The sequence below is a fragment of the Kitasatospora saccharophila genome, assembly GCF_039529925.1.
Classification (GTDB): domain Bacteria; phylum Actinomycetota; class Actinomycetes; order Streptomycetales; family Streptomycetaceae; genus Kitasatospora; species Kitasatospora saccharophila.
The window spans coordinates 16693-43383 of sequence record NZ_BAAANS010000016.1 but is presented as its reverse complement, the minus strand read 5'-3'; the positions used below and the strand labels follow the sequence as shown (position 1 = coordinate 43383).

Below are 26691 nucleotides of genomic sequence, written 5' to 3'. Positions count from 1 at the left end.
GCGGCATTCTCCCGGGAATTCACCGGAATTCCCTCCACGGGCGTTCCCGGACTGACCGAACGGTCCGTCCGGGGCCGTTGTGCGCCCGTTCACCGCTGGAAATCCTCCACCGAACCGAGGTGTCGTCGGCATGCCCGAAAACCGTCCCGTCCCGTCGGACGATCCCGTTGCCGAAGTGCTGGAACTGACCGCAGCTCAGGAGGGCGTGCGGTACGGCCAGTTGCTCGACCCGGGCAGCCCGAAGTACAACATCGCCGAGTGCCTGGAGATCCGCGGCGGCCTCGACGAGGACCTGTTCGCGGCGGCGGTCGACCGGATGCTGCACCTGTGCGACAGCGCCAACACGGTGCTGGTGGAGCAGGACGGCCGGGTCCGCCAGCAGGTGGTGCGGCCGCGGGAGCCCCGGCGCCGGCTGCGAGTGGTGGACCTGACCGGGACGGCGGACCCGGTGGCCGCGGCGGAGCGGTACATGGCCGAGGAGATGGCCCTCGTCGACGACGTCGCGGCGCCCGCGCACCACCACGCGCTGCTGCGGCTGGCACCGGACCTGCACCACTGGTACATCCGCTACCACCACATCGCGGTGGACGGCCTGAGCGGCGCGGTGCTCGCGCGGTCCGCCGCCGAGCTGTACACCCGGGCGGTCGGCGGCGCGGACCTGGCGGCGGTGACGGTGCCGCCGGGCGGCCGCGCGCTGCGCGAGCTGGTGGCGGACGAGGCCGCCTACCGCGCCTCGGAGCGCTTCGCGGCGGACCGGGCCTACTGGACGGGGCGGTTCGCGGACCACGCGGAGGCGGGAACGGGCGGGGGCGGGCTGCTGCGCCGACGCACCGACCGGGACGGCGGGGCCGCCGGAGGGCCGGGTGCGGGCGGGCTGCACACGGGCGAGACGCTGGCGCTGCCGGTGTTTGACGGGCTGCGACGGCTCGCCGAGGAGAACCGCACGACCTGGAGCGCCGTCCTGGTGGCGGCGGTGGCGGCGTACGCGGCCCGGGTCTCCGGCCGCGAGGAGGTCTGCGTGGGGCTGGCCTCGCACGGGCGTCCCGGGGCGCTGCGGGGCGCGGTCGGGATGACCGCGACGATCCTGCCGCTGCCGCTGGCCGTCCGGCCGGGCGTGACGGTCGGGGAGCTGGTGCGGGCGGTCGCCACCGAGATGCGCGGGGCGCTGCGGCACCGGCGCTTCCCGCGCGAGCAGCTGGCCCGGGAGCTGAACCTCGCGGACGGCGGGGCGCGGCTGACCGACCTGGTCGTCAACGTCATGGGGTACGACTACGCGCTGGACTTCGCGGGCAGTTCGGCCACCTCCCGGCTGCTGTCGATCGGCCCGGTCGACGACGTCTCCCTGTTCGTCTCGGAGCGCTCCGAGGGCACCGGTCCGCTGATCGGCTTCGACACCAACCCGGAGCTGTACCACCCCGAGGACGTCCGGCTGCACCAGCGGGCCGTGCTCGGTTTCCTGTCCGCGTTCGCCGCCGCGCCCCTGGGCGCACCCGTGGACGGCCTGCCCCTGGTCGACGAGCGGGAGGCCCGGGAGCTGCTGGCCGCCGGTCGGGGCGCCGAACTGCCCGGCGGGGCGCCGCGGGGCGCCCTGCCGGAGGCGTTCGCCGCGCGGGTGCGCCGCCACCCGGCGGCCCCGGCGGTGCAGGACGGCGCCGCGGTGCTCTCCTACCGGGAACTGGAGCGGTCGGCCACCGCGCTGGGCCGGGCGCTGACCGGCTGGGGGGTGGGGGCCGAGGACGGGGTCGGCGTCCTGGTGGGCCGTTCGGCGGCGGTGGTGACGGCCTCGCTGGGCGCGGTGGTCGCGGGAGCGGCGTACGTGCCGATGGACCCGGACTGGCCGGGCGAACGGCTGACCGGTGCGGCCGGGGTGGGCCGGGTGCGGGCCCTGGTGGTCGACGAGGCGGCGGCCGCGCGGGAGTGGGTGGCCGAGGCCGCCGGGCGGCTGCCGGTGGTGGTGGTGGACCGGCTGGGCCGGGTGCTGCGCGGCGCGCCGGAGCGTCCCGGTGCGCTGCCGGGGCCGGTGCGCGGCGACCGGCTGGCGTACGTGGTGTTCACCTCGGGCTCGACCGGCCTGCCCAAGGGGGTCGGGGTCAGTCACGCGGACGTGGCGGCGCTGGCGGCGGACGCGGCCTGGGCGGACGGGACGGTGGACGCGGTGCTGATGCACTCCGCGTACGTCTTCGACGCCTCGACGTTCGAGATCTGGGCGCCGCTGCTGAACGGCGGCCGGGTGGTGGTCGCCGGGCCGGGCGTGCTGGACGCCCGGGCGCTGCGGACGGCGGTGGAGCGGGACGGGGCGGTCGCGGCGTTCCTCACCACCGCGCTGTGCAACGAGATCGCCCGCACCGACCCGGGCGCGTTCGCGGGCCTGCGGGTGGTGTGCGCCGGCGGCGAGGCGGCCGCACCCGACCTGATGCGGCGGATCGCCGGGGCCGCGCCGGGCACCCGGGTGCTGCACGTGTACGGACCGACCGAGACCACCACGTTCGCCACCCGGTACGAGGTGCGGCCCGACGCCCCCGGGGTGCCGCCGATCGGCCGGCCGCTGGACGGGATGCGCCTGTGCGTGCTGGACGCGGCGCTGCGGCCCGTCCCGCCCGGCGTGGTGGGCGAGCTGTACCTGGCCGGGGCGGGCGTGGCCCGCGGCTACCTGGGCAGACCGGACCTGACCGCGGCGCGGTTCGTCGCCGACCCGTTCGAGGGCGGTGGCGCGCGGATGTACCGCACCGGCGACCTGGTGCGCTGGACGGCCGACGGCGACGTCGAGTACGTGGGGCGGGCCGACGGGCAGGTCAAGCTGCGCGGCTTCCGGATCGAGCCCGCGGAGGTAGAGAACGCGCTGCTGGCCCTCCCGGACGTGGACGACGCGCGGGTGCTGGTGCGCGAGGACGTCCCCGGCAACCCCCGGCTGGTCGGCTACGTGGTGCCCGCGCCCGGTGCCCGGCCGGACGGCCCCGGCCTGGCCCGCGCGCTGGGGCGGGTGCTGCCCGCGTACACGGTGCCCGGCGCGTTCGTCCTGCTGGAAGCGCTGCCGCTGAACGCCAACGGCAAGGTGGACCGGCGGGCGCTGCCGGCGCCGGTGGTGTCGGCAGCGCGGACCGCGCCGCGCACCGCGCACGAGGAGGTGCTGGCGGGCCTGTTCGCGGAGGTCCTGGGCCTGGAGCGGGTCGGCGTGGACGACGACTTCTTCGCCCTGGGCGGCCACTCGCTGCTGGCCACCCGGCTGGCCGCCCGGATCCGGGCGGCCACGGGGGCCGAAGTGGGGCTGCGCGAGGTCTTCGGGCACCCGACGGTGGCCGCGCTGGCGGCCGTCCTGCGCCCCGCCGGTGCCGGTGCCCGGCCCGCGCTCGTCGCGCAGCGCCGACCCGACCCGCTGCCGCTGTCGTTCGCGCAACAGCGGCTGTGGTTCCTCAACCGGACGGGGACGGCCGGTGCGGGGGCCGGGAGCGCGGGGGGCGACGTCTACAACGTGCCGCTGGTGCTGGCACTGGACGGGCCGCTCGACGCGGCCGCGCTGCGGCTGGCGCTGGGCGACGTGCTGGAGCGGCACGAGAGCCTGCGCACGGTCCTCGCGGAGCGGGACGGCGTGCCCCGGCAGCTGGTGCTGGAGGCGGCCGCGGCCGCCGCGCTGGTTCCGCTGGAGGTCGACGCTCCCCCCACGGGTGACGCGGCCGGCGGGCCGCAGGACGGACCCGCGCGGGAGTGGGTGGCCGGGGCGGTGGCGCGGGCGGCGGCGGAGCCGTTCGACCTCGCCGTCGACCTGCCGGTGCGGGCGCGGCTGCTGCGGACGGGACCGGAGCGGCACGTCCTGGTACTGGTGCTGCACCACGCGGGGGCCGACGGCTGGTCGCTGGCACCGCTGTGCCGGGACCTCGGGGCGGCGTACCGGGCCCGGACGGGTGGCGGCGGCCCCGAGTGGCCCCGGCTGCGGGTGCAGTACGCGGACTACGCCCTGTGGCAGCGGCGGCTGCTGGGCGCGGACGACGACCCGGAGAGCCTGGCCGCGCGCCAGCTCGCCTTCTGGCGCGCGGCGCTGGCCGGCCTGCCGGGGCCGGTCGCGCTGCCGTGGGACCGGCCCCGGCCGGCCGTGCCCGACCACCGGGGCGCGGCGGTGCCGTTCGAGCTGGACGCCGGGACGTACGGGCGGCTGGTGCGGCTGGCCCGGGAGAGCGGCTGCACGCCGTTCATGGTGCTGCACGCGGCGCTGGCGGTGACGCTGCACGCGCACGGTGCGGGCACCGACGTCCCGCTGGGCACGGCGCTGGCGGGGCGCACGGACGAGGCGTCGGACGAGCTGGTGGGGTTCTTCGTCAACACCCTGGTGCTGCGCACGGACCTGTCCGGTGACCCGGGCTTCCGCGAACTGCTGCGCAGGGTCGCGGCGTTCGACCTGGCCGCGTTCGAGAACGCCGACCTGCCGTTCGAGCGGCTGGTGGAGGCGCTCAACCCGGACCGGTCCGGCGGCCACCACCCGCTGTTCCAGACCATGCTGGTGCTGCAGAACCAGCGCCCGGCCGTGCTCGACCTGCCGGGAGTCACCGTGCGGGACCTGTCGGGGCCGCCGTCGACCAGCAAGTTCGACCTGACCTTCTCGCTCACCGAGCTGGACGGGGACGGCGGGGTCCGCCTCGGCGGCCACCTGGAGTACGCCACCGGACTGTTCGACCGGGGGACGGCGCGCGCGCTCGCGGACCGGTTCGCCCGGGTCCTGGCGCTGGTCGCGGACGATCCGGAGCTGACCGTCGCGGCGATCGACCCGCTGACGCCCGAGGAGCGCGCGCGGGCGCTGGCGCGGGGACGCGGCCGGGCGCGACCGCTGCCGGGCTCCGACGTGCCCGGGCTGGTCGCCGACTGGGCGGCCCGCACCCCGGACGCGCCCGCCGTGCGGGACGCGCGCACCCGGCTGACGTACGCCGAACTGGACGCCCGGGCCGACGCGCTGGCGGGCGTGCTGCGCGGGCACGGGGTGGGCGGGGGCGCGCTGGTGGCGCTGGCCTGCGCGCCGTCGGTGGAGGCGGTGGTCGCCATGCTGGCGGTGCTGCGGGCGGGCGCGGCGTACCTGCCGGTCGACCCCGGGTACCCGGCGGCGCGGATCCGGCAGATGCTGGCGGACGCCCGGCCGGCGCTGCTGCTCACGGGGGCGGGCGTGCCGGCCGACCTGGCGGCGGGCCCGGTGCCCCGGCTGGCGCTGGACGCCCCGCTCCCGGACGCCCCGCTCCCGGGTGCGGCCGGCCCGGTCGATCCGGCGGCGGCCGCGTACGTGATCTACACCTCCGGGTCGACCGGCCGTCCCAAGGGCGTGGTCGTCCCGCACCTGGCGCTGGCCAACCACATGGCCTGGATGGCGCGCCACCTGGAGCTGGCCCCGGGCGACCGGGTGCTGGCCCGCACCTCCACCAGCTTCGACGCCTCCGTGTGGGAGCTGTGGCTGCCGCTGACCTGCGGCGCCGAGGTGTGCGTGACCCCGGCGCAGGCCAACCGGGAGCCGCGCGAACTGCTCGACTGGATGCGCCGCTTCGACGTCACGGTGGCCCAGTTCGTCCCCTCGCACCTGGCGCTGGTCCTCGCGGAGGAGGGCGCGGAGCCCGCCGCCGGGCTGCGGGCGGTGCTGTGCGGGGGTGAGGCGCTGCCGCGGACCCTGGCGCAGGCGGTGGCCGGCCGGTGGGGGGTGGCGGTGCACAACCTGTACGGGCCGACGGAGGCGACGATCGACGCGACGGCGCACCGGGTGGCCGGGGCGGAGCCGGTGGCGGCGGGCGCGTCGGTGCCGATCGGGCGGCCGGTGGACGGGATGCGGGCCTACGTGCTGGACGGGCGGCTGCGGCCGGTGCCGCCGGGGGTGCTCGGGGAGCTGTACCTGTCGGGGCCGAACCTGGCGCGCGGCTACCTGGGGCGGCCCGGGCTGACCGCCGAGCGCTTCGTCGCCGACCCGTTCGAGGGCGGCGGCGCGCGGATGTACCGCACCGGCGACCTGGTGCGGTGGTCGGCGGACGGGCTGCTGCACCACGTCGCGCGGGCGGACGAGCAGGTGAAGCTGCGCGGGTTCCGGGTGGAGCCCGGTGAGGTGGCGGCGGCGCTGCTGGCGCTGCCGGGAGTGTCGGCGGCCGCGGCGGTGGTGCGCGAGGACGCGCCGGGGCGGCCGCGGCTGGTGGGGTACGCCGCGGGGACGGGGGTGTCGGGCGGGGCGCTGCGGGAGGCCCTGGCGGGGGCGCTGCCGGGGCACCTGGTGCCGGAGGCGGTGGTGGTGCTGGACGCGCTGCCGCTGCTGCCGAACGGGAAGGTGGACCGGGCGGCGCTGCCCGCGCCGCGAGGCGGGCGCGGCGACGGCCGGGGCCCGCTGGGCGCGCGGGAGGAGCTGGTCGCGGGGATCTTCGCGGAGGTGCTGGAGCGCCCCGCGGTCGGGCCGCGGGAGGGGTTCTTCGACCTGGGCGGCCACTCGCTGCTGGCGATGCGGGTGGTGGGCCGGGTGCGGGCCGTGCTGGGCGCGGACCTCGCGGTGCGCACGCTGTTCGAGCACCCGACGGCGGCGGCGCTGGCGCGGGTGCTGGACCCGGCGGCCGCCCACCGGCCGCCGGTGGTGGCGGTTCGGCGGCCCGATCCGCTGCCGCTGTCCTTCGCCCAGGGGCGGCTGTGGTTCCTGAACCGGATGGAGGGCCCCGGTTCGGTCTACAACCTGCCGCTGGTGCTGGAGCTGCGCGGCGCGCTGGACCCGCGGGCACTGCACGGCGCGCTGCGGGACGTGGTGGAGCGGCACGAGGCGCTGCGCACGGTCTTCCCGGAGCGCGACGGCGTGCCGCACCAGCTGGTGCTGGACGCGGCGCGGGCGGCCCCGTGCCCGCCGGTGGAGGGCGTCGCGCCGAAGGACCTGGAGGCGGCGGTGCTGGCCGCGGTCGGCGAACCGTTCGACGTCCTGGTGGACGTGCCGCTGCGGGCCCGGCTGCTGCGGGCGGCGCCGGAGCACCACGTGCTGGTGCTGGTGCTGCACCACATCGCCGGGGACGGCTGGTCGCTGGGCCCGCTGGTGCGGGACCTGGGCGAGGCGTACCGGGCCCGGCTGGCGGGCGGGGCGGCTCCGGCGGGGCGGCCGTTGCAGTACGCCGACTACGCGCTGTGGCAGCGGGAGCTGCTGCGTGAGGACGGAGAAGCGCTGCGGGAGCAACTGGCCTTCTGGCGGGGCGCGCTGGCGGGCCTGCCGGGGATGGTCGACCTGCCGTGGGACCGGCCGCGCCCGTCGGTGGCGGATCCGCGCGGCGCGGTGGTGGAGTTCGAGGTGCCGGCCGCGCTGCACGCGGCGCTGCTGGCGCTGGCCCGGTCGGCGGGCAGCACGCTGTTCATGGTGCTGCGGGCCGCGGTGGCGACGCTGCTGCACCGGCACGGCGCCGGGGAGGACGTCCCGCTCGGGGCGCCGGTGGCGGGGCGGACGGATCCGGGGCTGGAGGACCTGGTCGGCTTCTTCGTCAACACGCTGGTGCTGCGCACCGACCTGTCGGGCGACCCCACCTTCCGTGAACTTCTCGTCCGAGTACGGGAGTTCGACCTGGCGGCGTACGCCCACCAGGACGTGCCGTTCGAGCGGCTGGTGGAGGAGCTGAACCCGGTGCGGGCCCGCGACCACCACCCGCTGTTCCAGACCGTGGTGGTGCTGCAGAACCAGCGTCAGGCCCGGCCCGAGCTGCCGGGCCTGACGGTGGAGCAGCGACTGGTGCACAACGGGCTGAGCAAGTTCGACCTGACCTTCGCGTTCACCGAGGAGGACGGGGGGCTGTCGGCGGGGCTGGAGTACGCGACGGCGCTGTTCGACCGGTCGACGGCCGGGGCGCTGGCGGCCCGGCTGGTGCGGCTGCTGGAGCTGGTGGCGGCGCGGCCGGACCTGCGGCTGTCGGGGTACGACCTGCTGACGGCCGAGGAGCACCGGCGGATCGCCCGCTGGGGCACCGCCCGGGAGCTGCTCCCGGCCCCGGCCGAGGGCGACGGGACGCTCTCCGCGCTGTTCGCCCGCCGGGCGGGCGGCGCGCCGGACGCGGTCGCGGTGCAGGACGGCGGCCAGGCACTGTCGTACGCGGAACTGGACCGGCTCTCGGCCGAGTTGGCGGCGGTGCTGGCCGGGCACGGGATCGGGCCGGAGGACCGGGTCGGCGTGTTGCTGGGCCGTTCGGCGGCGGTGGTGACGGCCTCGCTGGGCGCGGTGCGGGCGGCGGCGGCGTACGTGCCGCTGGACGTGCGCTGGCCCGCCGACCGGCTGGACCGGGTGGCGGAGGTGGCGCGCCCGCGCCTGCTGGTGGTGGACGAGGAGAGCGCGGCCGAGCCGTGGGTGGCGGGACGCGGCCTGCCGGTGGTGGTGCTGGACCGGCTGGGCCGGGTGCTGCGCGGCGCGCCGCAGCGCCCGGGCCGTCCGGCCGCCGTGCCGGGGCCGCGGGCGCTGGCGTACGTGATGTTCACCTCCGGCTCGACCGGCCTGCCCAAGGGCGTCGGGGTCAGTCACGCGGACGTGGCGGCGCTGGCGGCGGACGCGGCCTGGGCGGACGGGGCGGTGGACGCGGTGCTGATGCACTCCGCGTACGTCTTCGACGCCTCGACGTTCGAGATCTGGGCGCCGCTGCTGAACGGCGGCCGGGTGGTGGTCGCCCCGGGCGGGCTGCTGGAGGCCCGGGGGCTGGACGTGGCGGTGCAGGAGCGGGGCGTGACGGCGGTGTTCCTGACCACCGCGCTGTTCAACGTGGTCGCGGAGACCGACCCCGGCGTGTTCGCGGGCCTGCGGGTGGTGTGCGCGGGCGGCGAGCTGGCCTCGCCGGACGCGATGCGGCGGGTGGCGGCGACGGCACCGGGGACCAGGGTGCTGCACGTGTACGGGCCCACCGAGACCACCACGTTCGCCACCCGGTACGAGGTGCGGCCCGACACCGCCGGGGTGCCGCCGATCGGCCGGCCGCTGGACGGGATGCGGCTGCACGTGCTGGACGCGGCGCTGAACCCGGTGGCACCGGGCGTGGTGGGCGAGCTGTACCTGGCCGGGGCGGGCGTGGCCCGCGGCTACCTGGGGCGGCCGGGGGCGACGGCGGACCGCTTCGTGGCGGACCCGTTCGCGGCGGACGGCTCCCGGATGTACCGCACCGGCGACCTGGTGCGCTGGACGGCCGACGGCGAGGTGGCGTACGTCGCGCGGGCGGACGGGCAGGTCAAGCTGCGCGGCTACCGGGTCGAGCCGGGTGAGATCGAGGGCGTGCTGGCGGGCCTGCCGGAGGTCGCGGACGCGTTCGTGCTGGTCCGCGAGGACGTGCCGGGCGACCGGCGGCTGGTGGCCTACGCGGTGCCGGCGGCGGGCGCGCGCCCCGACCCGGCGGCGCTGGCGGACGCGGTGGGCCGGGTCCTGCCCGGGTACATGGTGCCCTCGGCGGTGGTGGTCCTGGACGCGTTCCCGCTGAACCCGAACGGAAAGGTGGACCGGGCGGTGCTGCCCGCGCCGGCGCAGGACGCGCCGCGGCCCGGCCGGGCGCCGCGCACGCCGCGCGAGGAACTGCTCTGCGGCCTGTTCGCGGACCTGCTGGGCCGGGCCTCGGTGGGCGCGGACGACGACTTCTTCGCCCTGGGCGGGCACTCGCTGCTGGCCACCCGGCTGGCCGCCCGGATCCGCGCCGCGCTGGACGTGGACGCGGAGGTCCGCACCGTCTTCGAGCACCCGACGCCGGCCCGGCTGGCCGCCGCGCTGGACGGCGCCCGGGCCTCGCGCCCCCGGCTGGAGCGGACGGCGCCCCGACCGGAGGCGGTGCCGCTGTCGTACGCGCAGCAGCGCCTGTGGTTCCTGCACCGCTTCGAGGGGCCGAACCCGACCTACAACGTGCCGCTGGTGCTGCGCCTGACCGGCCCGCTGGACGCGGCCGCGCTGGAACGGGCGCTGCGGGACGTGGTGGAGCGGCACGAGGCGCTGCGCACGGTCCTCCCCGAGACCGGGGGCGTACCGCGCCAGCTGGTGCTGGACGCCGCGGGCGCGGACCTGGACCTGACCCCGCGGGACGTCGACCCGCGGCGGCTGGACGAGGTGCTGACGGCCGAGACGGCGCACGCCTTCGACGTGGCCGTCGAACGGCCGGTGCGGGCCCGGCTGCTGCGCACGGGCGCGCAGGCGCACGTGCTGGTGCTGCTGGTGCACCACGTCGCGGGCGACGGCTGGTCGCTGGCACCGCTGGCCCGGGAACTGGGCGAGGCGTACCGGGCCCGGTCGGCGGGCCGGGCGCCGCAGTGGGCCGAACTGCCGGTGCAGTACGCCGACTACACGCTGTGGCAGCGGGAGCTGCTGGGCGACGAGAGCGACCCGCGGAGCCTGGCGGCACGTCAGCTCGCCTTCTGGCAGGAGGCGCTGGAGGACCTGCCGGACGTGCTGGAGCTGCCGCTGGACCGGCCCCGCCCGGCCGCGGCCTCGCACCGGGGCGACGCGTTCGCCTTCCCGGTGGACGAGGACACCCACCGGGCGCTGGACGGCCTGGCCCGCGCCCGGGGCTGCAGCCTGTTCATGGTGCTGCAGGCCGCGCTGGCGGTGCTGCTGCGGGCCCACGGCGCCGGGGAGGACGTCCCGCTGGGCACGCCGGTGGCGGGCCGCACCGACGACGCGCTGGACGGCCTGGTCGGCTTCTTCGTCAACACGCTGGTGCTGCGCACCGACCTGTCCGGCGACCCGACCTTCGAGCAGGTCCTGGACCGGGTCCGGGAGTTCGACCTGGCGGCGTACGCCCACCAGGACGTGCCGTTCGAGCGGCTGGTGGACGCCCTCGAACCGGAGCGCACCGAGAGCCGCCACCCGCTGTTCCAGGTGATGCTGGCGCTGCAGAACAACGCGGACGCCGAACTCGACCTGCCGGGCCTGGCGGTCGAGCGGCAGCCGGTGCGCACCGGCATCAGCAAGTTCGACCTGACCTTCTCGTTCACCGAGCGCCGGGACGACCGGGGCCGCCCACTGGGCCTGGACGGGACGCTGGAGTTCGCCACCGACCTGTTCGAGGCGGCGACGGCCCGGGCACTGGCGGCCCGGCTGGTGCGGCTGCTGGGCGTGCTGGCCGCCGACCCGGCGCGGCCGGTGCGGGCCGTCGAGGTGCTGGACGGCCCGGTCCGGGCCGCGCTGCCCGCCGCCGCGGGGGGGGCGGTCCGCGCCGGGGCCGGGCGGTCGCTGCCGGAGGCGTTCCGCGCCCGGTGCGCGCGCACGCCGGACGCGGTCGCCGTGCTGGACGGCGCGCGGAGCCTGAGCTTCGCCGAGCTGGACGCCCGCTCCGACGCCGCCGCCCGGCTGCTGCGCGCGCGGGGGGCGGGCCGGGGCGACGTGGTCGCGCTGGCCCTGCCGGGCACGGTCGAGCAGGTGGTGGCGATGCTGGCGGTCGCCAAGGCGGGCGCGGCCTGGCTGCCGCTGGACCCGCGCTACCCGGCGGCCCGGCTGCGCTTCGCGGTCGAGGACGCCCGGCCGGTGCTGCTGGTGACGGCGCGGCCGTTCCTGCCCGAGCTGCCGCAGCTGCCGGTGCCGGTGCTGGTACTGGACGAGGCCGCCCTCGCGGCGGCGCCGGCGGACCTGCCGCTGCCGCAGCCGGGGCCGCTGGACGCCGCCTACGTCATCCACACCTCCGGCTCCACCGGCCGCCCCAAGGGCGTGCTCGTCCCGCACGGCGCCCTGGTCAACCACATGGCGTGGATGGCGCACCACCTGGAGCTGACCGACCGGGACCGGGTGCTGGCCCGCACCTCCCCGAGCTTCGACGCCTCGGTCTGGGAGACCTGGCTGCCGCTGCTGCACGGCGGCGCGACCTGCCCGGTGCCGCCGGAGCTGGACCACGACCCGGCGGGCCTGCTCGCCCGGATGCGCGAACTCGGCGTGACGCTCGCCCAGTTCGTGCCCTCGCTGCTGGGCGTCGTGCTCGGCGAGACGACCGGCCGCGAGCGGCCGCCGACCGCGCTGCGGGCGGTGCTGTGCGGCGGCGAGCCGCTGACGGCCGCGCTGGCCGGGCAGGCGGCCCGGGCCTGGGGCACCGCGGTGCACAACCTGTACGGGCCGACCGAGGCGACCGTCGACGCCACCGCGCACCGCTGGCGGCCGGAGGCGGACGCGGCGGGCGGCGTGCCGCTGGGAACGCCGGTGGACAACACCTCGGCCCACGTCCTGGACGAGGACCTGCGGCCCGTCCCGCCGGGCGTGCTGGGCGAGCTGTACCTGGCCGGGGCGGGCCTGGCCCGCGGCTACCTGGGGCGGCCGGGGCTGACCGCCGAACGCTTCGTGGCCTGCCCGTTCGGCGCCCCCGGCGAGCGGATGTACCGCACCGGCGACCTGGTGCGCCGGGGCCCGGACGGGCTGCTGCGCTACGCGGGCCGGGCCGACGACCAGGTCAAGCTGCACGGCCTGCGGATCGAACCGGGCGAGGTGGAGGCGGCGCTGACCGCGCTGGACGGGGTGGCGGCGGCCTGCGTGCTGGTGCGCGGCGGCCGGCTGGCGGCGTACCTGGTGACCGGGGCGGAGCCGCTCTCCGACGCCGAGCTGCGGGCCCGGCTGGCGCAGGCGCTGCCGCCCTCGCTGGTGCCGTCGGTGTTCGTGCGGCTGGCGGCGCTGCCGCTGCTGCCCAACGGCAAGACCGACCGGCGGGCGCTGCCCGACCCGGTGCTGCCGGAGCGGCCGGCGGGCGGGCCCGGGCGGGAGCCGACGGCGGACGAGCGGGCGCTGTGCGAGGTGTTCGCGGCGGTGCTGCGGGTGCCGGAGGTCCGCCTCGACGACGACTTCTTCGCGCTGGGCGGCGACAGCATCCTCTCCATCCAGCTGGTCAGCCGGGCCCGCGAGGCCGGGCTGCGGATCACCCCGCGCGAGGTGTTCCTGCACCGCACACCGGAGGCGGTGGCGGCGGCGGCCGGGACCGCCGCGGCGGACGGCGCGGCCCCGGCGGAGGCGGAGGACGGCACGGGCCCGATGCCGCCGACGCCGATCGCGGCCTGGTTCCTGGAACGGCCGGGCCCCACCGACGGCTACAACCAGTCCGCGGTGCTGCGCACCCCGGCGGGCGCCGACCGGGAGCGGCTGGCGGCCGCGCTCCACCTGCTGGTCGACCACCACGACATGCTGCGGACGCGGGTGGTGCGCACGCCCGACGGCGCGGCCCTGCTGGAGGCGCTGCCGCGCGGCGCCGTGCCGGTCGCGCCGCGGCTGGAGCGGGTGGACGTCGCGGGCCTGGACGAGGAGCGGGTGCGCACCGTCCTGGCGGAAGCCGGCGAGCGGGCCCGGCGGCGGCTGCGGCCGGCGGACGGGCGGGTGTTCGAGGCGGTGTGGTGCGACGCGGGCCCCGCGGCGCGCGGGCGGCTGCTGCTGGTGGTGCACCACCTGGCGGTGGACGCGGTCTCCTGGCGGATCCTGGTCGAGGACCTGGCGACGGCCTGGCGCGCGGTCGCCGACGGGGAGGCGGCGGCGCTGGCGCCGGTCGGCACGCCGTACCGCTCCTGGGCCCGGCTGCTGGCCGCCCAGGGCGCGAGCGGCGCCCGGGCGGGCGAGCTGCCGCTGTGGGAGGCGGCGACGGCGGCGCGGCCGGGCGGCCCGGCGCCGGACCCGTCCCGCGACACGGCCGGGCGGACCAGGACGCTGACGACCCGTCCGGCGGCCGGGTGCGTGCCGGCGCTGCTGACCACCGCGCCCCAGGCGTTCCACGCCGGAGTGGACGACGTCCTGCTGACGGCGCTCGCGCTGGCGGTGCGCTCGCGGCGCGTCCAGGACGCGGACGGCCCGGGCGGGGTACTGGTCGGCCTGGAGAGCCACGGGCGCGAGCAGATCGCCGAAGGGCTGGACCTCACGCGGACGGTGGGCTGGTTCACCAGCCTGTACCCGGTGCTGCTGGATCCGGGACCGCTGGATCCGCGCGACCCGGGCCGGTTCGACGCCGCCCTGGTCGACCGGGCGGTGAAGAACGTCAAGGAGCAGCTGCGCGCGGTGCCCGACCACGGCGTCGGGTACGGGGTGCTGCGGTACCTGGACCCGGCGGCCCGGCACCGGCTGGCGGGCGGCGCGTCCCCGCGGATCGGCTTCAACTACCTGGGCCGGTACCCGGCCCCCGGCCCGGGCCCGGCGGCGGACTGGGAGGCGCTGCCGGACGGCGGCGCGCCCGCCGCGGCCGACCCGGGGATGCCGGTGCACCACGTGCTGGACATCAACGCGCACACCGAGGACGGACCGGACGGGCCGCGCCTGCACGTCCGCTGGACGTGGGCCGCCGACCTGCTAGCCGAGGCGGACGTGGCCGCGCTCGCCGAGACCTTCGACCGGGCGCTGCGCGCGATCGCGGAGCACTCCGCGCAGCCCGACGCGGGCGGCTGGACGCCGTCCGACCTCCCCCTGGTCTCCCTGGACCAGGCCCAGATCGACCGACTGAAGAACAAGTGGGGTGGACGCGCATGACCGCATTCCAGCTGGAGGACGTACTGCCGCTGACACCGTTGCAGGCGGGCATGCTCTTCCACGCCCTGTACGACCCCGCGGCGGTGGACGTGTACACCTCCCAGTTCGCGCTCTCCCTGGAGGGCCGGGTCGACGCGGCGGCCCTGCGCGCGGCGCTGGCGGCGCTGCTGCGGCGGCACGCCAACCTGCGGGTGGGGTTCCTGCACGAGGACCTGGACCAGCCGGTGCAGGCGGTGGCGGCCGAAGTGCCGGTACCGCTGGTCGAACGGGACCTCACGGCCGGCGGCGGCGACCCCGGGGAGCGCCTGCGGGCATTCCTGGCCGAGGACCGGCTGCGCCGCTTCGACCCGGCCGAGCCCCCGCTGATGCGCTTCGCGCTGCTGCGCACCGGCGAGGACCGCCACCACCTGGTGATCACCAGTCACCACCTGCTGCTGGACGGCTGGTCGGTACCGCTGCTGCTGCGCGAGCTGTTCGAGCTGTACGCGCGGCGCGGTGACGCCTCCGGCCTCCCACGGGTCGCCCCCTACCGCAACTACCTGGCCTGGCTGGCCGGGCAGGACCGGAACGGCGCGCTGGCGGCCTGGCGCTCCGCGCTGGCCGGAGTGGAGGGGCCGACGCTGCTGGCGGGCCGGACGGCGGCCGCCGCGCACGCGGGCGAGCTGCCCGAGGCGGTGGTGCTGGAGCTGGACGAGGCGCTGACCGACGCTCTGCGGGCCGCCGCCCGGGCCCACCGACTGACCCTGAACACCCTGGTGCAGGGCGCCTGGGGGCTGCTGCTGTCCCGGCTGACCGGCCGCTCGGACGTGCTGTTCGGGACGACGGTGTCGGGCCGGCCGCCGGAACTGCCGGGCGTGGAGTCGATGATCGGCCTGTTCATCAACACGGTGCCGGTGCGCCTGGTGGTGCGCCCGGGGGAGAGCCTGGCCGCGCTGCTGACCCGGTGGCAGGACGAGCAGGGCGCGCTGCTGGGCAGCCAGCACGTCGGGCTCAGCGACATCCGGGCGCTCACCGGACTGGACGAACTGTTCGACACCCTGGCGGTGTTCGAGAACTACCCCCTGGACCGGGAGGGCCTGCGGGCGGCCGGCCGGGACCTGCCCGGCGGGCTCGCGGTGACCGGCATGACGGGCGCGGACGCCGCGCACTACCCGCTCACGCTGACCGTCGCCCCGGGCCGCACCCTGCGCTTCACCTTCGCCTTCCGCCCGTCCGCCCTCGACCGGACCCTGGTCGAGCGGGTGGCGGACCGGCTGCGGCTGCTGCTGTCCGCGATGGCCCGGGACCTGGAGGTGCGGGCCGACGCGGTGCCGGTGCTGCTGGACGGCGAGGGCGGCGCGCTGCTGGCCCGGGGCACGGGCGGACCGCTGCCCACCGCCGCCGTCGGCGACCTGGCGGCGGCGGTGGCCCGGGTGGCGGCCGAGCGGCCGGACGCGGTGGCGGTGGGCGGCGCCGGCGAACACCTGACCTACCGGCAGCTGGACGCGGTCGCCGACCACCTGGCCGGCGCACTGGCCGGACTCGGCGCGGCCCCGGAGGAGGGCGTGGGCCTGCTCCTGGGCCGCTCGGCGGCCCAGGTCGCGGCGCCGCTGGCGGTGCTGCGGGCGGGGGCGGCGTACGTGCCGCTGGACCCGCGCTGGCCCGCCGAGCGGCTGTCGGCGGTGACCGCGGCGGCGGCACCCCGCCTGCTGGTGGTGGACGCGGCCAACGCCGCCCACCCGTGGGTGCGCGCGCTGCGCCCCGGGGTACGGGTGCTGACCGTGGACGCCACGGGCCGGGTGCTGGACGGCGCCCCGGCCGCCCCCGGCGCGCCGCCGGGCCCGGCGGACGGCGGGCGGCTGGCCTACGTGATGTTCACCTCGGGCTCCACCGGCCGCCCCAAGGCCGTGGGCGTCACCCACCGCGACATCGCCGCGCTGGCGGCGGACCGCACCTGGGACGAGGGCGGTGCGGGCTCGGCTGTGCTGCTGCACTCGGCGTACGCCTTCGACGCGGCGACCTTCGAACTGTGGGTGCCGCTGCTGCGCGGCGGGCGGGTGGTGCTCGCCCCGGAGGGCGTGCTGCAGCCCGCGGCGCTGCGGGAGGCCGCCGTCCGGGACGGAGTGCGCGCCGCGTTCTTGACCACGGCCCTGTTCAACGTGGTCGCCGAGACCGACCCGGGCGCGCTGGGCCTGCTGCGGCTGGTGGCGGCCGGCGGGGAGGCGGCGGCGCCGGGAGTGCTGCAGCGGCTGGCGGCGGCGCACCCGGGCACCCTGGTGCTGAACGCGTACGGGCCGACCGAGGCGACCACCTTCGCCCTGCTGCACCGGGTGGGCCCCGACGACGGCCCCGAGGGGGTGCCGCCCGTCGGCGGGCCGCTGGACGGCGTGCGGGCACTCGTGCTGGACGGCGCGCTGCGGCCGGTGCCGGAGGGCGCGGAGGGCGAGCTGTACCTGGCCGGTCCGGGGGTGGCGCGCGGCTACCTCGGACAGCCGGGGCTGACCGCCGCCCGGTTCGTCGCCGACCCCTCGGACCCGTCGGGCGGCCGGATGTACCGCACCGGCGACGTGGTGCGCTGGGCGCGGCGGGGCCTGGAGTACGTGGGGCGGGCCGACCAGCAGGTGAAGCTGCGCGGGCACCGGATCGAGCCGGGCGAGGTGGAGGCGGTGCTGCGCGCCCACCCGTCGGTGCGGGCCGCGTGCGCGCTGGTGCGCGAGGACCTGCCGGGCGACCGGGCACTGGTGGCCTACGTCGTCCCGGCACCCGGGCGGGTCGCGGACCCGGCGGCGCTGCTGGCGCACACCGCGCGGCGGCTGCCCGCGTTCACGGTCCCCTCGGCGGTGCTGGTATTGGAGGAGCTGCCGCTGACGGCCAACGGGAAGCTCGACCGGGCCGCGCTGCCCGCGCCGGCCGCCGGGGCCGTCCGGACCGCGGGACGGGCGCCGCGCGAGGGCCGGGAGGAGATCCTGGCCGGACTGTTCGCCGAGACGCTGGGAGTGGAGAGGGTCGGCGCGGACGACAACTTCTTCGCCCTGGGCGGCAACTCGCTGCTGGCGACGCTGCTGGCGGGCCGGATCCGCTCGGCACTGGACGCGGAGGTCCAGATCCGCACCCTGTTCGAGCACCCGACCGCCGCCGCGCTGGCCGCGGCGCTGCGCGACGCCGGCCGGCCGACCCGCCCGGCACTGCGCCCGGGCCCGCGCCCGGCGCTGGTGCCGCTCTCGCACGCCCAGCGGCGGCTGTGGTTCCTGCACCGGCTGGACGGGCCGTCCGCGACCTACCACATCCCCTTCGCCGTGCGCCTGGACGGCGCCCTGGACGTGGACGCGCTGCGACTGGCCTGCGCGGACGTGGTGGACCGGCACGCGGCACTGCGCACGCTCTTCCCGGAGGACGGCGACGGCCCCGTCCAGCGGGTCACGCCGCCGGGGGCGCTGCGTCCGCCGTTCGCGGTGGAGGACGTGGAGCCCGGCAAGTGCGCCGACCGGATCGCCGCGGCGGTGGCCGAGCCGATCGACGTGGAGCGCGAACTGCCGCTGCGGGCGGTGCTGCTGCGCCTCGCGGCGGACGCGCACGTGCTGGTCCTGGTGGTGCACCACATCGCGGCGGACGGCTCCTCGCTGGCACCGCTCTTCCGCGACCTGGCCGCCGCCTACCGGGAACGGCTCGCCGGAACGGCACCGTCCTGGGGACCGCCGCCGGTCGACTACGTCGACTACACGCTGTGGCAGCACGCACTGCTCGGTGGCGAGGACGACCCGGACGGCGTGCTCCACGGGCAACTGGCCTACTGGCGCGAAGCGCTGGCCGACCTGCCCGAGCGGATCGAGCTGCCCGCGGACCGGCCCCGCCCGGCCGGGGGAGGGCACCACGGCGCCACGCACCGCTTCGCGGTCGACGCCGCCACCGGACGGGCGCTCGCCGCGCTGGCCCGCTCCGCCCGGTGCAGCGAGTTCATGGTGCTCCAGGCCGCCCTCGCGCTGCTGCTGTCGCGGCACGGCGCCGGGCAGGACGTCCCGCTGGGCACCGCGGTGGCCGGGCGCACCGACGAGGCCACGGCCGACCTGGTCGGCTTCTTCGTCAACACCCTGGTGCTGCGCACCGACCTGTCGGGCGACCCGACGTTCCGCCAGCTGCTGGACCGGGTCAAGGAGTCCGACCTCGCCGCCTACGCCCACCAGGACGTGCCGTTCGAGCGGCTGGTGGAACTGCTGAACCCGCCGCGGGCCGGGCACCACCCGCTGTTCCAGACCATGCTGGTGCTGCAGAACCACGCGCCCGCCGCGCCGGTCGAGCTGCCGGGCCTGCGGGTCGAGCCGCTGCCGGTGGACCTGGGCGCCAGCAAGTTCGACCTCTCCTTCACCTTCGCGGCCGACCCCGGTGCGGAGGGCGGCCTCCTGGCCACCGTCGACTACGCGACCGCGCTGTTCGACGCCGCCACCGTCGCCGCGCTGGCCCAGCGACTGGTGCGGCTGCTGCGGGCGGTCACGGCCGACCCCGGCCTGCCGCTGCACGCGTACCAGGTGCTCGCCCCCGAGGAGCGGGCCCGACTGGAGCACTGGGGCACCGGCCCGGACGCCGACCTGCCCGGCCCGTCCTTCCCGGAGCTGTTCGCCGCGCAGGTGCGCCGCACCCCCGACGCCCCGGCGGTCCGCGACCCGCACGCCGTGCTGAGCTACCGCGAACTGGACGCCCGCGCCGACGCGCTGGCCCGGCGGCTGGTCGCGCACGGCGTCGGCCCGGAGGACCGGGTCGCCGTGGCACTGCCCCGCGACGCCGGCCTGGTGGTGGCCCTGCTGGCCGTCCTGAAGGCGGGCGCGGCCTACCTGCCGCTCGACCCCGCCTACCCGGCCGCCCGGCTCGCGTACATGCTGGCCGACGCCGCACCCCGGCTGCTGCTGACCACCGCCGAGGTGCACCGGGGCCTGCCGCCCACGGACGTCCCGCACCTGCACCCGGCCGAGGGGCCCGCGGCGGCGTCGGCACCGCTGCCCCCGGTCGACCCGGCGCACCCCGCGTACGTGATCTACACCTCCGGGTCCACCGGCCGCCCCAAGGGCGTGCTGGTCACCCACCGGGGCGTCGCGGCGCTGGCCGCCACGCAGCGCGAACGGCTGCGGGTGACGGCGGCCAGCCGGGTGCTGCAGCTCGCGTCGGTGAGTTTCGACGCCGCGTTCTGGGAGCTCTGCATGGCCCTGCTCTCCGGGGCCTGCCTGGAGCTGGACGACCGGGAGGCACTGCTGCCGGGCCCGGCGCTGGCGGAGCGGGTGCGCGCGCACGGCGTCACCCACCTGACCCTGCCGCCGGCCGCGCTCGCGGTGCTGCCGCCGGACTCGCTCCCGGCGGGGACGACCCTGGTGCTCGCGGGTGAGGCCTGCCCGCCCGCGCTGGTCCGCACCTGGGCGCAGGGGCGGTTCCTGGTCAACGCGTACGGCCCGACCGAGACCACGGTGTGCGCCACCATGAGCGGCCCCCAGCCCGCCGACGGCCCGCTCGCGCCGCAGCGCACCGTGCCCATCGGCACTCCGGTCGACGGCACCCGGGTACGGGTGTTGGACGCCCGGCTGGCCCCCGTCCCGCCGGGCGTGACGGGCGAGTTGTACGTGTCCGGCGCGGGCCTGGCCCGCGGCTACCTGGGGCGGCCGGGGCTGACCGCCGCCCGGTTCGTCGCCGACCCCTCCGACCCGTCCGGCGCCCGGATGTACCGCACCGGCGACCTGGCCCGCTGGGGCCGCGACGGGCAACTGGAGTACCTCGGGCGGGCGGACGAGCAGGTCAAGCTCCGCGGGTTCCGGATCGAACCGGGCGAGGTGGAGGCCGCGCTGACGGCGCTGCCCGGCGTGGCCGCGGCCTGCGTGCTGGTCCGGGAGGACCGCCCGGGCGACCGCCGACTGGTGGCGTACACCGTGGGCGGGGACGGGCCGCAGGTGCTGCGGGCGCGGCTGGCGGAGGTGCTGCCCGAGCACCTGGTGCCCGCCGCGTTCGTGCCCCTGGACGCGCTGCCGGTCACGCCCAACGGCAAGGTCGACCGGCGTGCGCTGCCCGCACCCCGGGGCGCGGCGGCGACCGGGCGCGGGCCGCGCACCGAGCGGGAGCGCGTGCTGTGCGAGGTGTTCGCGCAGACCCTCGACCTGCCGGAGGTCGGGGCCACGGACGACTTCTTCGCCCTGGGCGGACACTCGCTGCTGGCGGTGGCGCTGGCCCGGCGGATCGAGGAGCGCTGCGGGCGGCGGCTGTCCCTGCGGGCGCTGTTCGCGGCGCCGACGGTGGAGGGCGTCGGCCGGCTGCTGGAGGAACCCGCCGACGGGCCGAGGGCGGACCCGCTCACGGAAGCGGTCGACTGGGCGGCCGAGGTCCGGCTCGCGCCCGACGTCACCACCGCCCGCCGGAGGTCCGCCCGCCCCTCTCCCGTGCCACTGCTGACGGGCGCCTCCGGATTCCTCGGCGCGTTCCTGCTGCGCGACCTGCTGGAACTCACCGGCGGCCCGGTCGACTGCCTGGTGCGCGCCTCCGACGAACAGGACGGGGCCCGGCGGCTGGAGGAGAACCTGCGCCGGTACGGCCTGTGGCGGGAGGGCTACCGGCCGCTGGTGCGGGCCGTCCCCGGCGACCTGGCCGCGCCGGGCCTGGGCCTGGACCCGGGTGCCCGGGCGGCGCTGCTGCGCCGGCTCGGACCGGTCCTGCACAACGGTGCCCGGGTGAACTTCGCGGCCGGCTACCGGGAGCTGCGGGCGCCGAACGTCGACGGCACCGAGGAGTTGCTGCGCCTGCTCGCCGACTCCGCCTCGCCCTCCCTGCACCACGTGTCGACCACCGGCGTCTACCCGCCCGCCGACGCCCCGGCGACCGTCACCGAGGACACCCCGACCGGGCCGGCCGACGCGCTGCCCGACGGCTACGCGCGGAGCAAGTGGGTGGCCGAGGGCCTGGTCGAGCTGGCGCGCGGGCGCGGCCTGCCGGTGGCCGTGCACCGCCCGGGCCGGATCAGCGGCGACACGACGAACGGCGCCTGCCAGGACCGCGACCTGCTCTGGCAGTTGATCAAGGGCTGCCTGCAGGCCGGCGCGGTCCCCGACCTGCCGGCCGGCTCCACCGACTGGGTGCCGGTGGACTACGTCAGCGCCGCGGTCACCGCCCTGATCGGCGCCGGCCGCACGGGGACCTTCCACCTCACCCACCCCGACCCTCCGGGCCTGGACCGGGTGTTCGCCGCCGCCGGAACCCTCGGCTACCGGCTGCGCACCCTGCCCGCCGAGCAGTGGCGCGCGGCCGTCGCGGCCCGGCACGACAACGCCGCGCAGCTGTTCCTCGGCGAGCAGGGACCGTCCGGCACGACGCCGTCGACGCCGCGCCGCTTCGACTCCCGCCGCACGGCCGGGACGCTGGCGGAGCTGGGCGTCCGGCTGCCCGCGCTGACCGACGAAGTCCTGGTGCGCTACCTGACCTACTTCCGCGAGACGGGCTTCCTCCCCGCCCCGTGAGGCCGCCCCCTCCCACCGGCCGTGCACCACGGTGCACGGCCGGTGCTGCCCGCTGCCGCGCCGAAGCCGGCGACGGCCGCGGCCCGCCGTCCGCAGGATCGGCAAGAACTCGTCACACGATCTCGTTCATGTGGTGCTGGGCCGCAGGGCTGATCCTTGCCAGTCTCCTGGAAGCGCTGGGACACTGGCGGCATGGCTCTTGACGTTCCGCCAAAGCTCCAGGCATCTCGCACGGTGCCCATGATGGATCTGACGGAGCGGACTGGCAGGGGCAGCGAAAGACTTTTGGAGGAGTTCAACCGAACAGTGCGCCGACCTGACGAGTTCGGCGGCCTGTCGGAGGTGGTGCGCCTCCTCGACCGGCTCGCAGCAAGTGAGCGGGGAACCACAGGTTCAGTGTGGCTTCCTGACACGAATGCCCGTCTGGCCCCATCGGGGCTGCTACGGGGTGCTTTCCCCGACTCCGACATCTACGTGATCGCGTCCCAGTACGGTGAGGAAGCGCACCGCCGAGGCTGGCTCCAGCTTGACCGCAGGCTGACGCCCGCTGAGCATGCTGTCGTCGTCGACAAGGCCGTGGCCTGGTCGGAGACCGACCGCTCCCTGCCCGAAATCCTGGCCAACTTCGGCCCCCCATCGGTCACGTTCGGCCCGCAGGACCCGTACCGACCCAAGACCCTCAGCTACGCAACTGATGATCCCTCGGCCCCGGTTGTCGCTTTCCACCTCGGTTCAGCGCAGGCCGATTCGGATCCGGGTCCAGAGGACCGGCCGTCGGCAGCCGTGGTCCTGCTCGCGGTGCGGGTCCGCGACGATTTCCTCGACGGGTGGGAACTCACACCGTCTGGCTTGGACCGCTTCCACTGAGAGCTGGCGTGAGGGCCGTCAGGATCGTCATCCTGTCGGCTTCATGAGGCGTCGCCAGCGGATGAGTCCGCAGCGAGGGCGTTGTGGAGGTCGAGGCGTCTCTCCCAGCGGATGGCGAGGCGCTTGAACTGGTGGAGTTGGGCGAAGGTCTGCTCGACGACGTAGCGGAGCGTGCCGAGGCCGATGATGTCGGCCTCGCCGCGGCGGGAGATGACCGGCAGGATCCGACGTCTGCGCAGTTCGCGGCGGTTGGGTTTGCTGTCGTAGCCCTTGTCGCCGAGCAGGGCATCCGGGCGCCTGCGGGGGCGGCCGACCCGGCCGGCGACCGGTGGGATGCCGTCAACCAGGTCGAGGGTCCGGGTGACGTCGTTGACGTTGGCGGCGGTGGTGATCACGTGGAACGGAATGCCCCCGCCGTCACTGACCAGGTGGTGCTTGCTGCCGGTCTTACGGCGGTCGACCGGCGACGGGCCGGTCGCCTCGCCCCCTTTTTCGCGCGTACGCGGGAGGCATCCACGCAGGCGCGCGCCCAGTCGATCAGTCCGGCCGCGTTCAACTCGGCCAGGAGCAAGCGGTACAGGGCCTCGAACACCCCGGCCTGCTGCCAGCGACCGAGCCGACGCCAGCAGGTCTGCCCGGAGCCGAAGCCCAGCTCCGGCGGCAGCTGCTGCTAGGCGATCCCGGTGTAGAGCACGAACAGAATGCCCTGCAGGCAACGCCGGTCGTCCACCGGACGCGGGCCCGGCGACCGCTCCGGCCAGGCCGGCAGCAGCGGCTCGATCCGGGCCCACAGCTCGTCGTCCACGATCCACGGCTTGTTGCTCACGCCATCACGAACGGACGAATCGTCATGTCGGTCACGCCCAGCCAGTGACGATCACCAAGATCGTGTTGCGAGTTCCAAGCCAAGCCCAGGCCGGCTACCGGGCTGTCCGACTGCCCGGACGACACCGCGGGTGGCTGTTCGGTTCGGGTTGCGGGTCTGGTCCGCGCCCCGTAGGAGGGCTGGCCCGGTGTGACGGTTCAGGGTGGACTGGTCGGTGCGGAATCCCGTCCGGGTGGTCCACCTGCCTGCTGGCTGTCTGCTTGTCACCGAACCTGCCCGGGCCCGCCCGGTCCCGGTCCCGTCCCGGCCCGGTTCCGGCTCCGGTGTGTGACCTGGTCGTGTTTCTCGCGCTGGTAGCGCCTCTTGCTGGACCAATTCGGGTAGGTGGCGGGGTGTGGTTCGGTGTTCTGGCGGGGCTGTGGGTGAGGCCGGTTTCGGTGACGTTGGGTGGCCGGTTGTCCGGGGCAGCCGGGGTGTGGTGGGCGGCTCGGGGTCTGGGCCTGTGCGGGGTGTTCCGGCGTATTGACGGCCCGTCAGTATTGCCGTCGGGAATGCTGCTGGTTCCCGCCGTGGATTTTCCCTTTCGATTCGCCGGGGTTGCTACCGGTCGGGGCTGTTTCGGCGGGTAGTGAATTCATGCGGAGGGTTCATTGAGGGGACCGGCAGTGGCCGTGCGGGTGTGTCGGGTGCCGAGGTGCCAGTGCGGTGGCCGTGAACGTTCGTGCCGCTGGTCGTTGGCGTGCATGCCTGTGGGCGATCGGGGCACACGATTCGCATGAACCTCAAGGTGATCACCAGCCCCAAGCGCAGGACGGCGAGTTCTCTGGAGCGTGTCGAGCGAGCCATCGCCGAGCATGCCCGTACCCGCCGTGAGCTGGATGCGGCCCTTGCTGAGGCCGTGGCCGACGGGGTGGGCGAGGAGCAGTTGCGCGAGCTGGGCCAGTGCGAGCCCGGCCATGGACGTCACGCCTCCAGTGAGGCGGACCTGCCGCTTGCCCGGGCGATCTGACTGAGGTGCCGAGGCTGGGACAGCGGTAGGAGGGCACGTCGGTCGGCCCGGCCCGGCCGGACTGCCAGACTGCGATCATGACCGCGCGGGACAGCGGCCGGTGTCACCCGTCCCGAAACTGTCCGTTCCGCCTGTCGGACGCGTCCGGTGATGTCCGGAACGTACCAGGATTCCGCCGCACCGAATTCAAGGATTTCCCGCTTGAGCGATCATTCGGGACGGCTCCTGTGACCCGCTTGGTTCTCCGGCAGTTTCACCGCTCACCCGGCCATATCCGGCCACTGGCCACCGGCCCATCCGCCGCCGTATTCAGCGCCTCGATTACGGCCGCCTTCACGCCTGCGCCACTGCCGGTTCTCCCTGCGGTACGCCTTCCCGGGGCAGCCCCGATTCGTCGCCGTACCGGCCGCCGGATCCACCCCGCGCCCCATTCCGGAAGTGTCTGCCGCCCCGCACGCCCGCCGTTGCTCCGCTCGGCACCGCGCCGCCGCGCCGCGCCCGGCTGGCTCGCTGCACACTGTGCAGGCGGGCGGCGGGCTGGGCGCGGCAGGGGGTGCGTGTCAGTTCTGGTGGCCGGGGACTGCGTGCACCTCGTCCCAGAGAAGGTCGTCGGGCTCGGCGATGAAGACCGGGACGGGGTAGACCCCCACAAGCTGGACCTGGCCGTTGTCCTGACTGTCAGAGACCGCCTTGATCGTCATTGCCTCGGCCCTGATCAGAGCTTCCAGTGGGGAGATGATCTCGTCGATCTCCGGAAGGCCCAGCGAGGCCACCTCCAGCGCCTGCAGGACCGTCTCCGTCTGCACGTCGACCATCTCGGCGGCCGCCCTGTTCAGATGGATGACGTAGTAGACGACCACGAAGAAGTCCTGCGTCTCGCAGTAGATCTGCGGTACGTCCTCATCCAGCCTCTCCACAACGAACGCCTCCCGGGCCTCACCTTCCAGCCCCAGCTGCGCCGCCTTCCTCTCCCACTGCGGCCGGACGGCCTCCAGCAGCTCGGGCCCGGACAGGCGCGGCCTCGCCCGCACCTCCAGCACCCCGCGCGCCAGCGCCTCCACATCCAGGTCCGCCGCCGGGCCTTCGAAGCCCTCGATCCCCTTCCAGCGCTCCACGTGCTTCCGGAGCTCGGCGGCCTTCTCCCGCACCTGCTCTTCTGTGACCGTGTGATCCGACATGACCCCTGCCTCCCCTGCTGCTCCCAGGCATCAACCCCTCCATTGAAGGACGGGATCTGCCGTCCGCCCAGCAGGCGATCCGGTCAGTTTTTCCGGCCACAGAGCCGATGGACAGTTCGCCGCGCGGTCCCGGCCCTGCCGCGCTGTGCCACCCCCGGGCGGTGCGGCACGATGCGCAGCGGCCGCCTGCGGTGCCGCCCGCCCGGCTGGCCGGGGCCGGGGCGGGCCCGGCCGAGGGGGCGCCACTGGCTGCGCCTACGATGCCGATCACGGAGACGGATACCTCCGCGCGGAGGAGTGAGGTCGGCTCGGAGCGGATCTGCCGGGGCTGCGGCAAGGAGCTGCCGCCGCACACCGGCCGGGGCCGGCCGAAGAAGTCGTGCAACCGGGCGTGCGAGTCGAAGGCGTACCGGCGCACCGCCGCCGAGCGCCAGCAGGACACCCTCGCCGCCGCCCTTGTTCCCCCTCGCGGAGGTAATGACGGCGGGCCCCAGGACGGCCCGGAGCACGGCAGCGCCCAGCGCCAGGAACTGCTGGACCTGGCCGCCCGGGTGCAGCGCGTGGTCACCGGCTACCTGGAGCGCATCGACGCCGCCGCCCAGGCCAGCGACGATGCGGGCGGGGCGGAGGCACTGCGCCTGCTGGAGAGCAGCCTTGGTGCCCTCACCGGCCGTATGCTGCGCCTGGGCCGCACCATCCGCTACGAGACGCTGCACGGCCACGGCGACTGGTCGCCGCTGGCGGGCATGCCCGCCCAGCAGCAGGCCCCCGCCGAACCGGCCACCCCGACCCTTGTTCCTCCTCGCGGAGGTAATGGCGAGGAGGGCGCCGACGGCACCGACAGCCGAATAGTCCCTCGCGGAATTAACAGGGGCGAGGCCCCGGAGGTGCTCGCCGATCGGTGTGACTGCGATCGATAGTTTGCGAATGCGAGCTGTAGTTTGCGA

6 protein-coding genes and 1 pseudogene are annotated in these 26691 nt (G+C 76.5%); 5 read left to right on the top strand and 2 right to left on the bottom strand.

Going from position 1 to position 26691, the window contains the following annotated elements; all coding sequences use genetic code 11:
• Window positions 1-130: 130 nt before the first annotated feature.
• The 3 genes from ABD345_RS13960 (at window position 131) to ABD345_RS13950 (ending at window position 22731) form a co-directional block, all read left to right on the top strand.
• Window positions 131-14404: an amino acid adenylation domain-containing protein gene (locus ABD345_RS13960; RefSeq protein ID WP_344552345.1), complete on the top strand. Its 14274-nt coding sequence runs from the start codon at window positions 131-133 to the stop codon at window positions 14402-14404.
• Window positions 14401-21864 (top strand): amino acid adenylation domain-containing protein, encoded by a 7464-nt coding sequence (locus tag ABD345_RS13955; RefSeq protein WP_344552344.1) that lies wholly within the window; start codon window positions 14401-14403, stop codon window positions 21862-21864. The genes ABD345_RS13960 and ABD345_RS13955 overlap by 4 nt, the downstream gene beginning before the upstream one ends.
• Window positions 21865-22107: 243 nt before the next feature.
• A complete protein-coding gene (locus ABD345_RS13950; RefSeq protein ID WP_344552342.1) occupies window positions 22108-22731 on the top strand; it encodes a hypothetical protein in 624 nt (207 codons plus the stop codon).
• A 41-nt stretch (window positions 22732-22772) separates the two neighbouring features.
• Here the strand turns inward: ABD345_RS13950 and ABD345_RS13945 are convergent.
• Window positions 22773-23557 (bottom strand): annotated as a pseudogene (locus ABD345_RS13945) (IS5 family transposase).
• Between the two features lie 775 nt (window positions 23558-24332).
• On the opposite strand from ABD345_RS13945, the gene ABD345_RS13940 reads away from it, so the two are divergent.
• Window positions 24333-24566: a hypothetical protein gene (locus tag ABD345_RS13940; RefSeq protein WP_344552341.1), complete on the top strand. Its 234-nt coding sequence runs from the start codon at window positions 24333-24335 to the stop codon at window positions 24564-24566.
• Window positions 24567-25126: 560 nt separating this feature from the next.
• On the opposite strand, the gene ABD345_RS13935 is transcribed toward ABD345_RS13940, so the two are convergent.
• The gene (locus ABD345_RS13935) at window positions 25127-25744 is read right to left on the bottom strand and encodes a hypothetical protein (protein WP_344552340.1); all 618 of its coding nucleotides are present in this window, start codon (window positions 25742-25744) and stop codon (window positions 25127-25129) included.
• A gap of 260 nt (window positions 25745-26004) precedes the next feature.
• Here ABD345_RS13935 and ABD345_RS13930 point away from each other — a divergent pair, with 260 nt between their 5' ends.
• Window positions 26005-26664: a hypothetical protein gene (locus ABD345_RS13930; protein WP_344552339.1), complete on the top strand. Its 660-nt coding sequence runs from the start codon at window positions 26005-26007 to the stop codon at window positions 26662-26664.
• The last annotated feature ends 27 nt before the right edge of the window (window positions 26665-26691 follow it).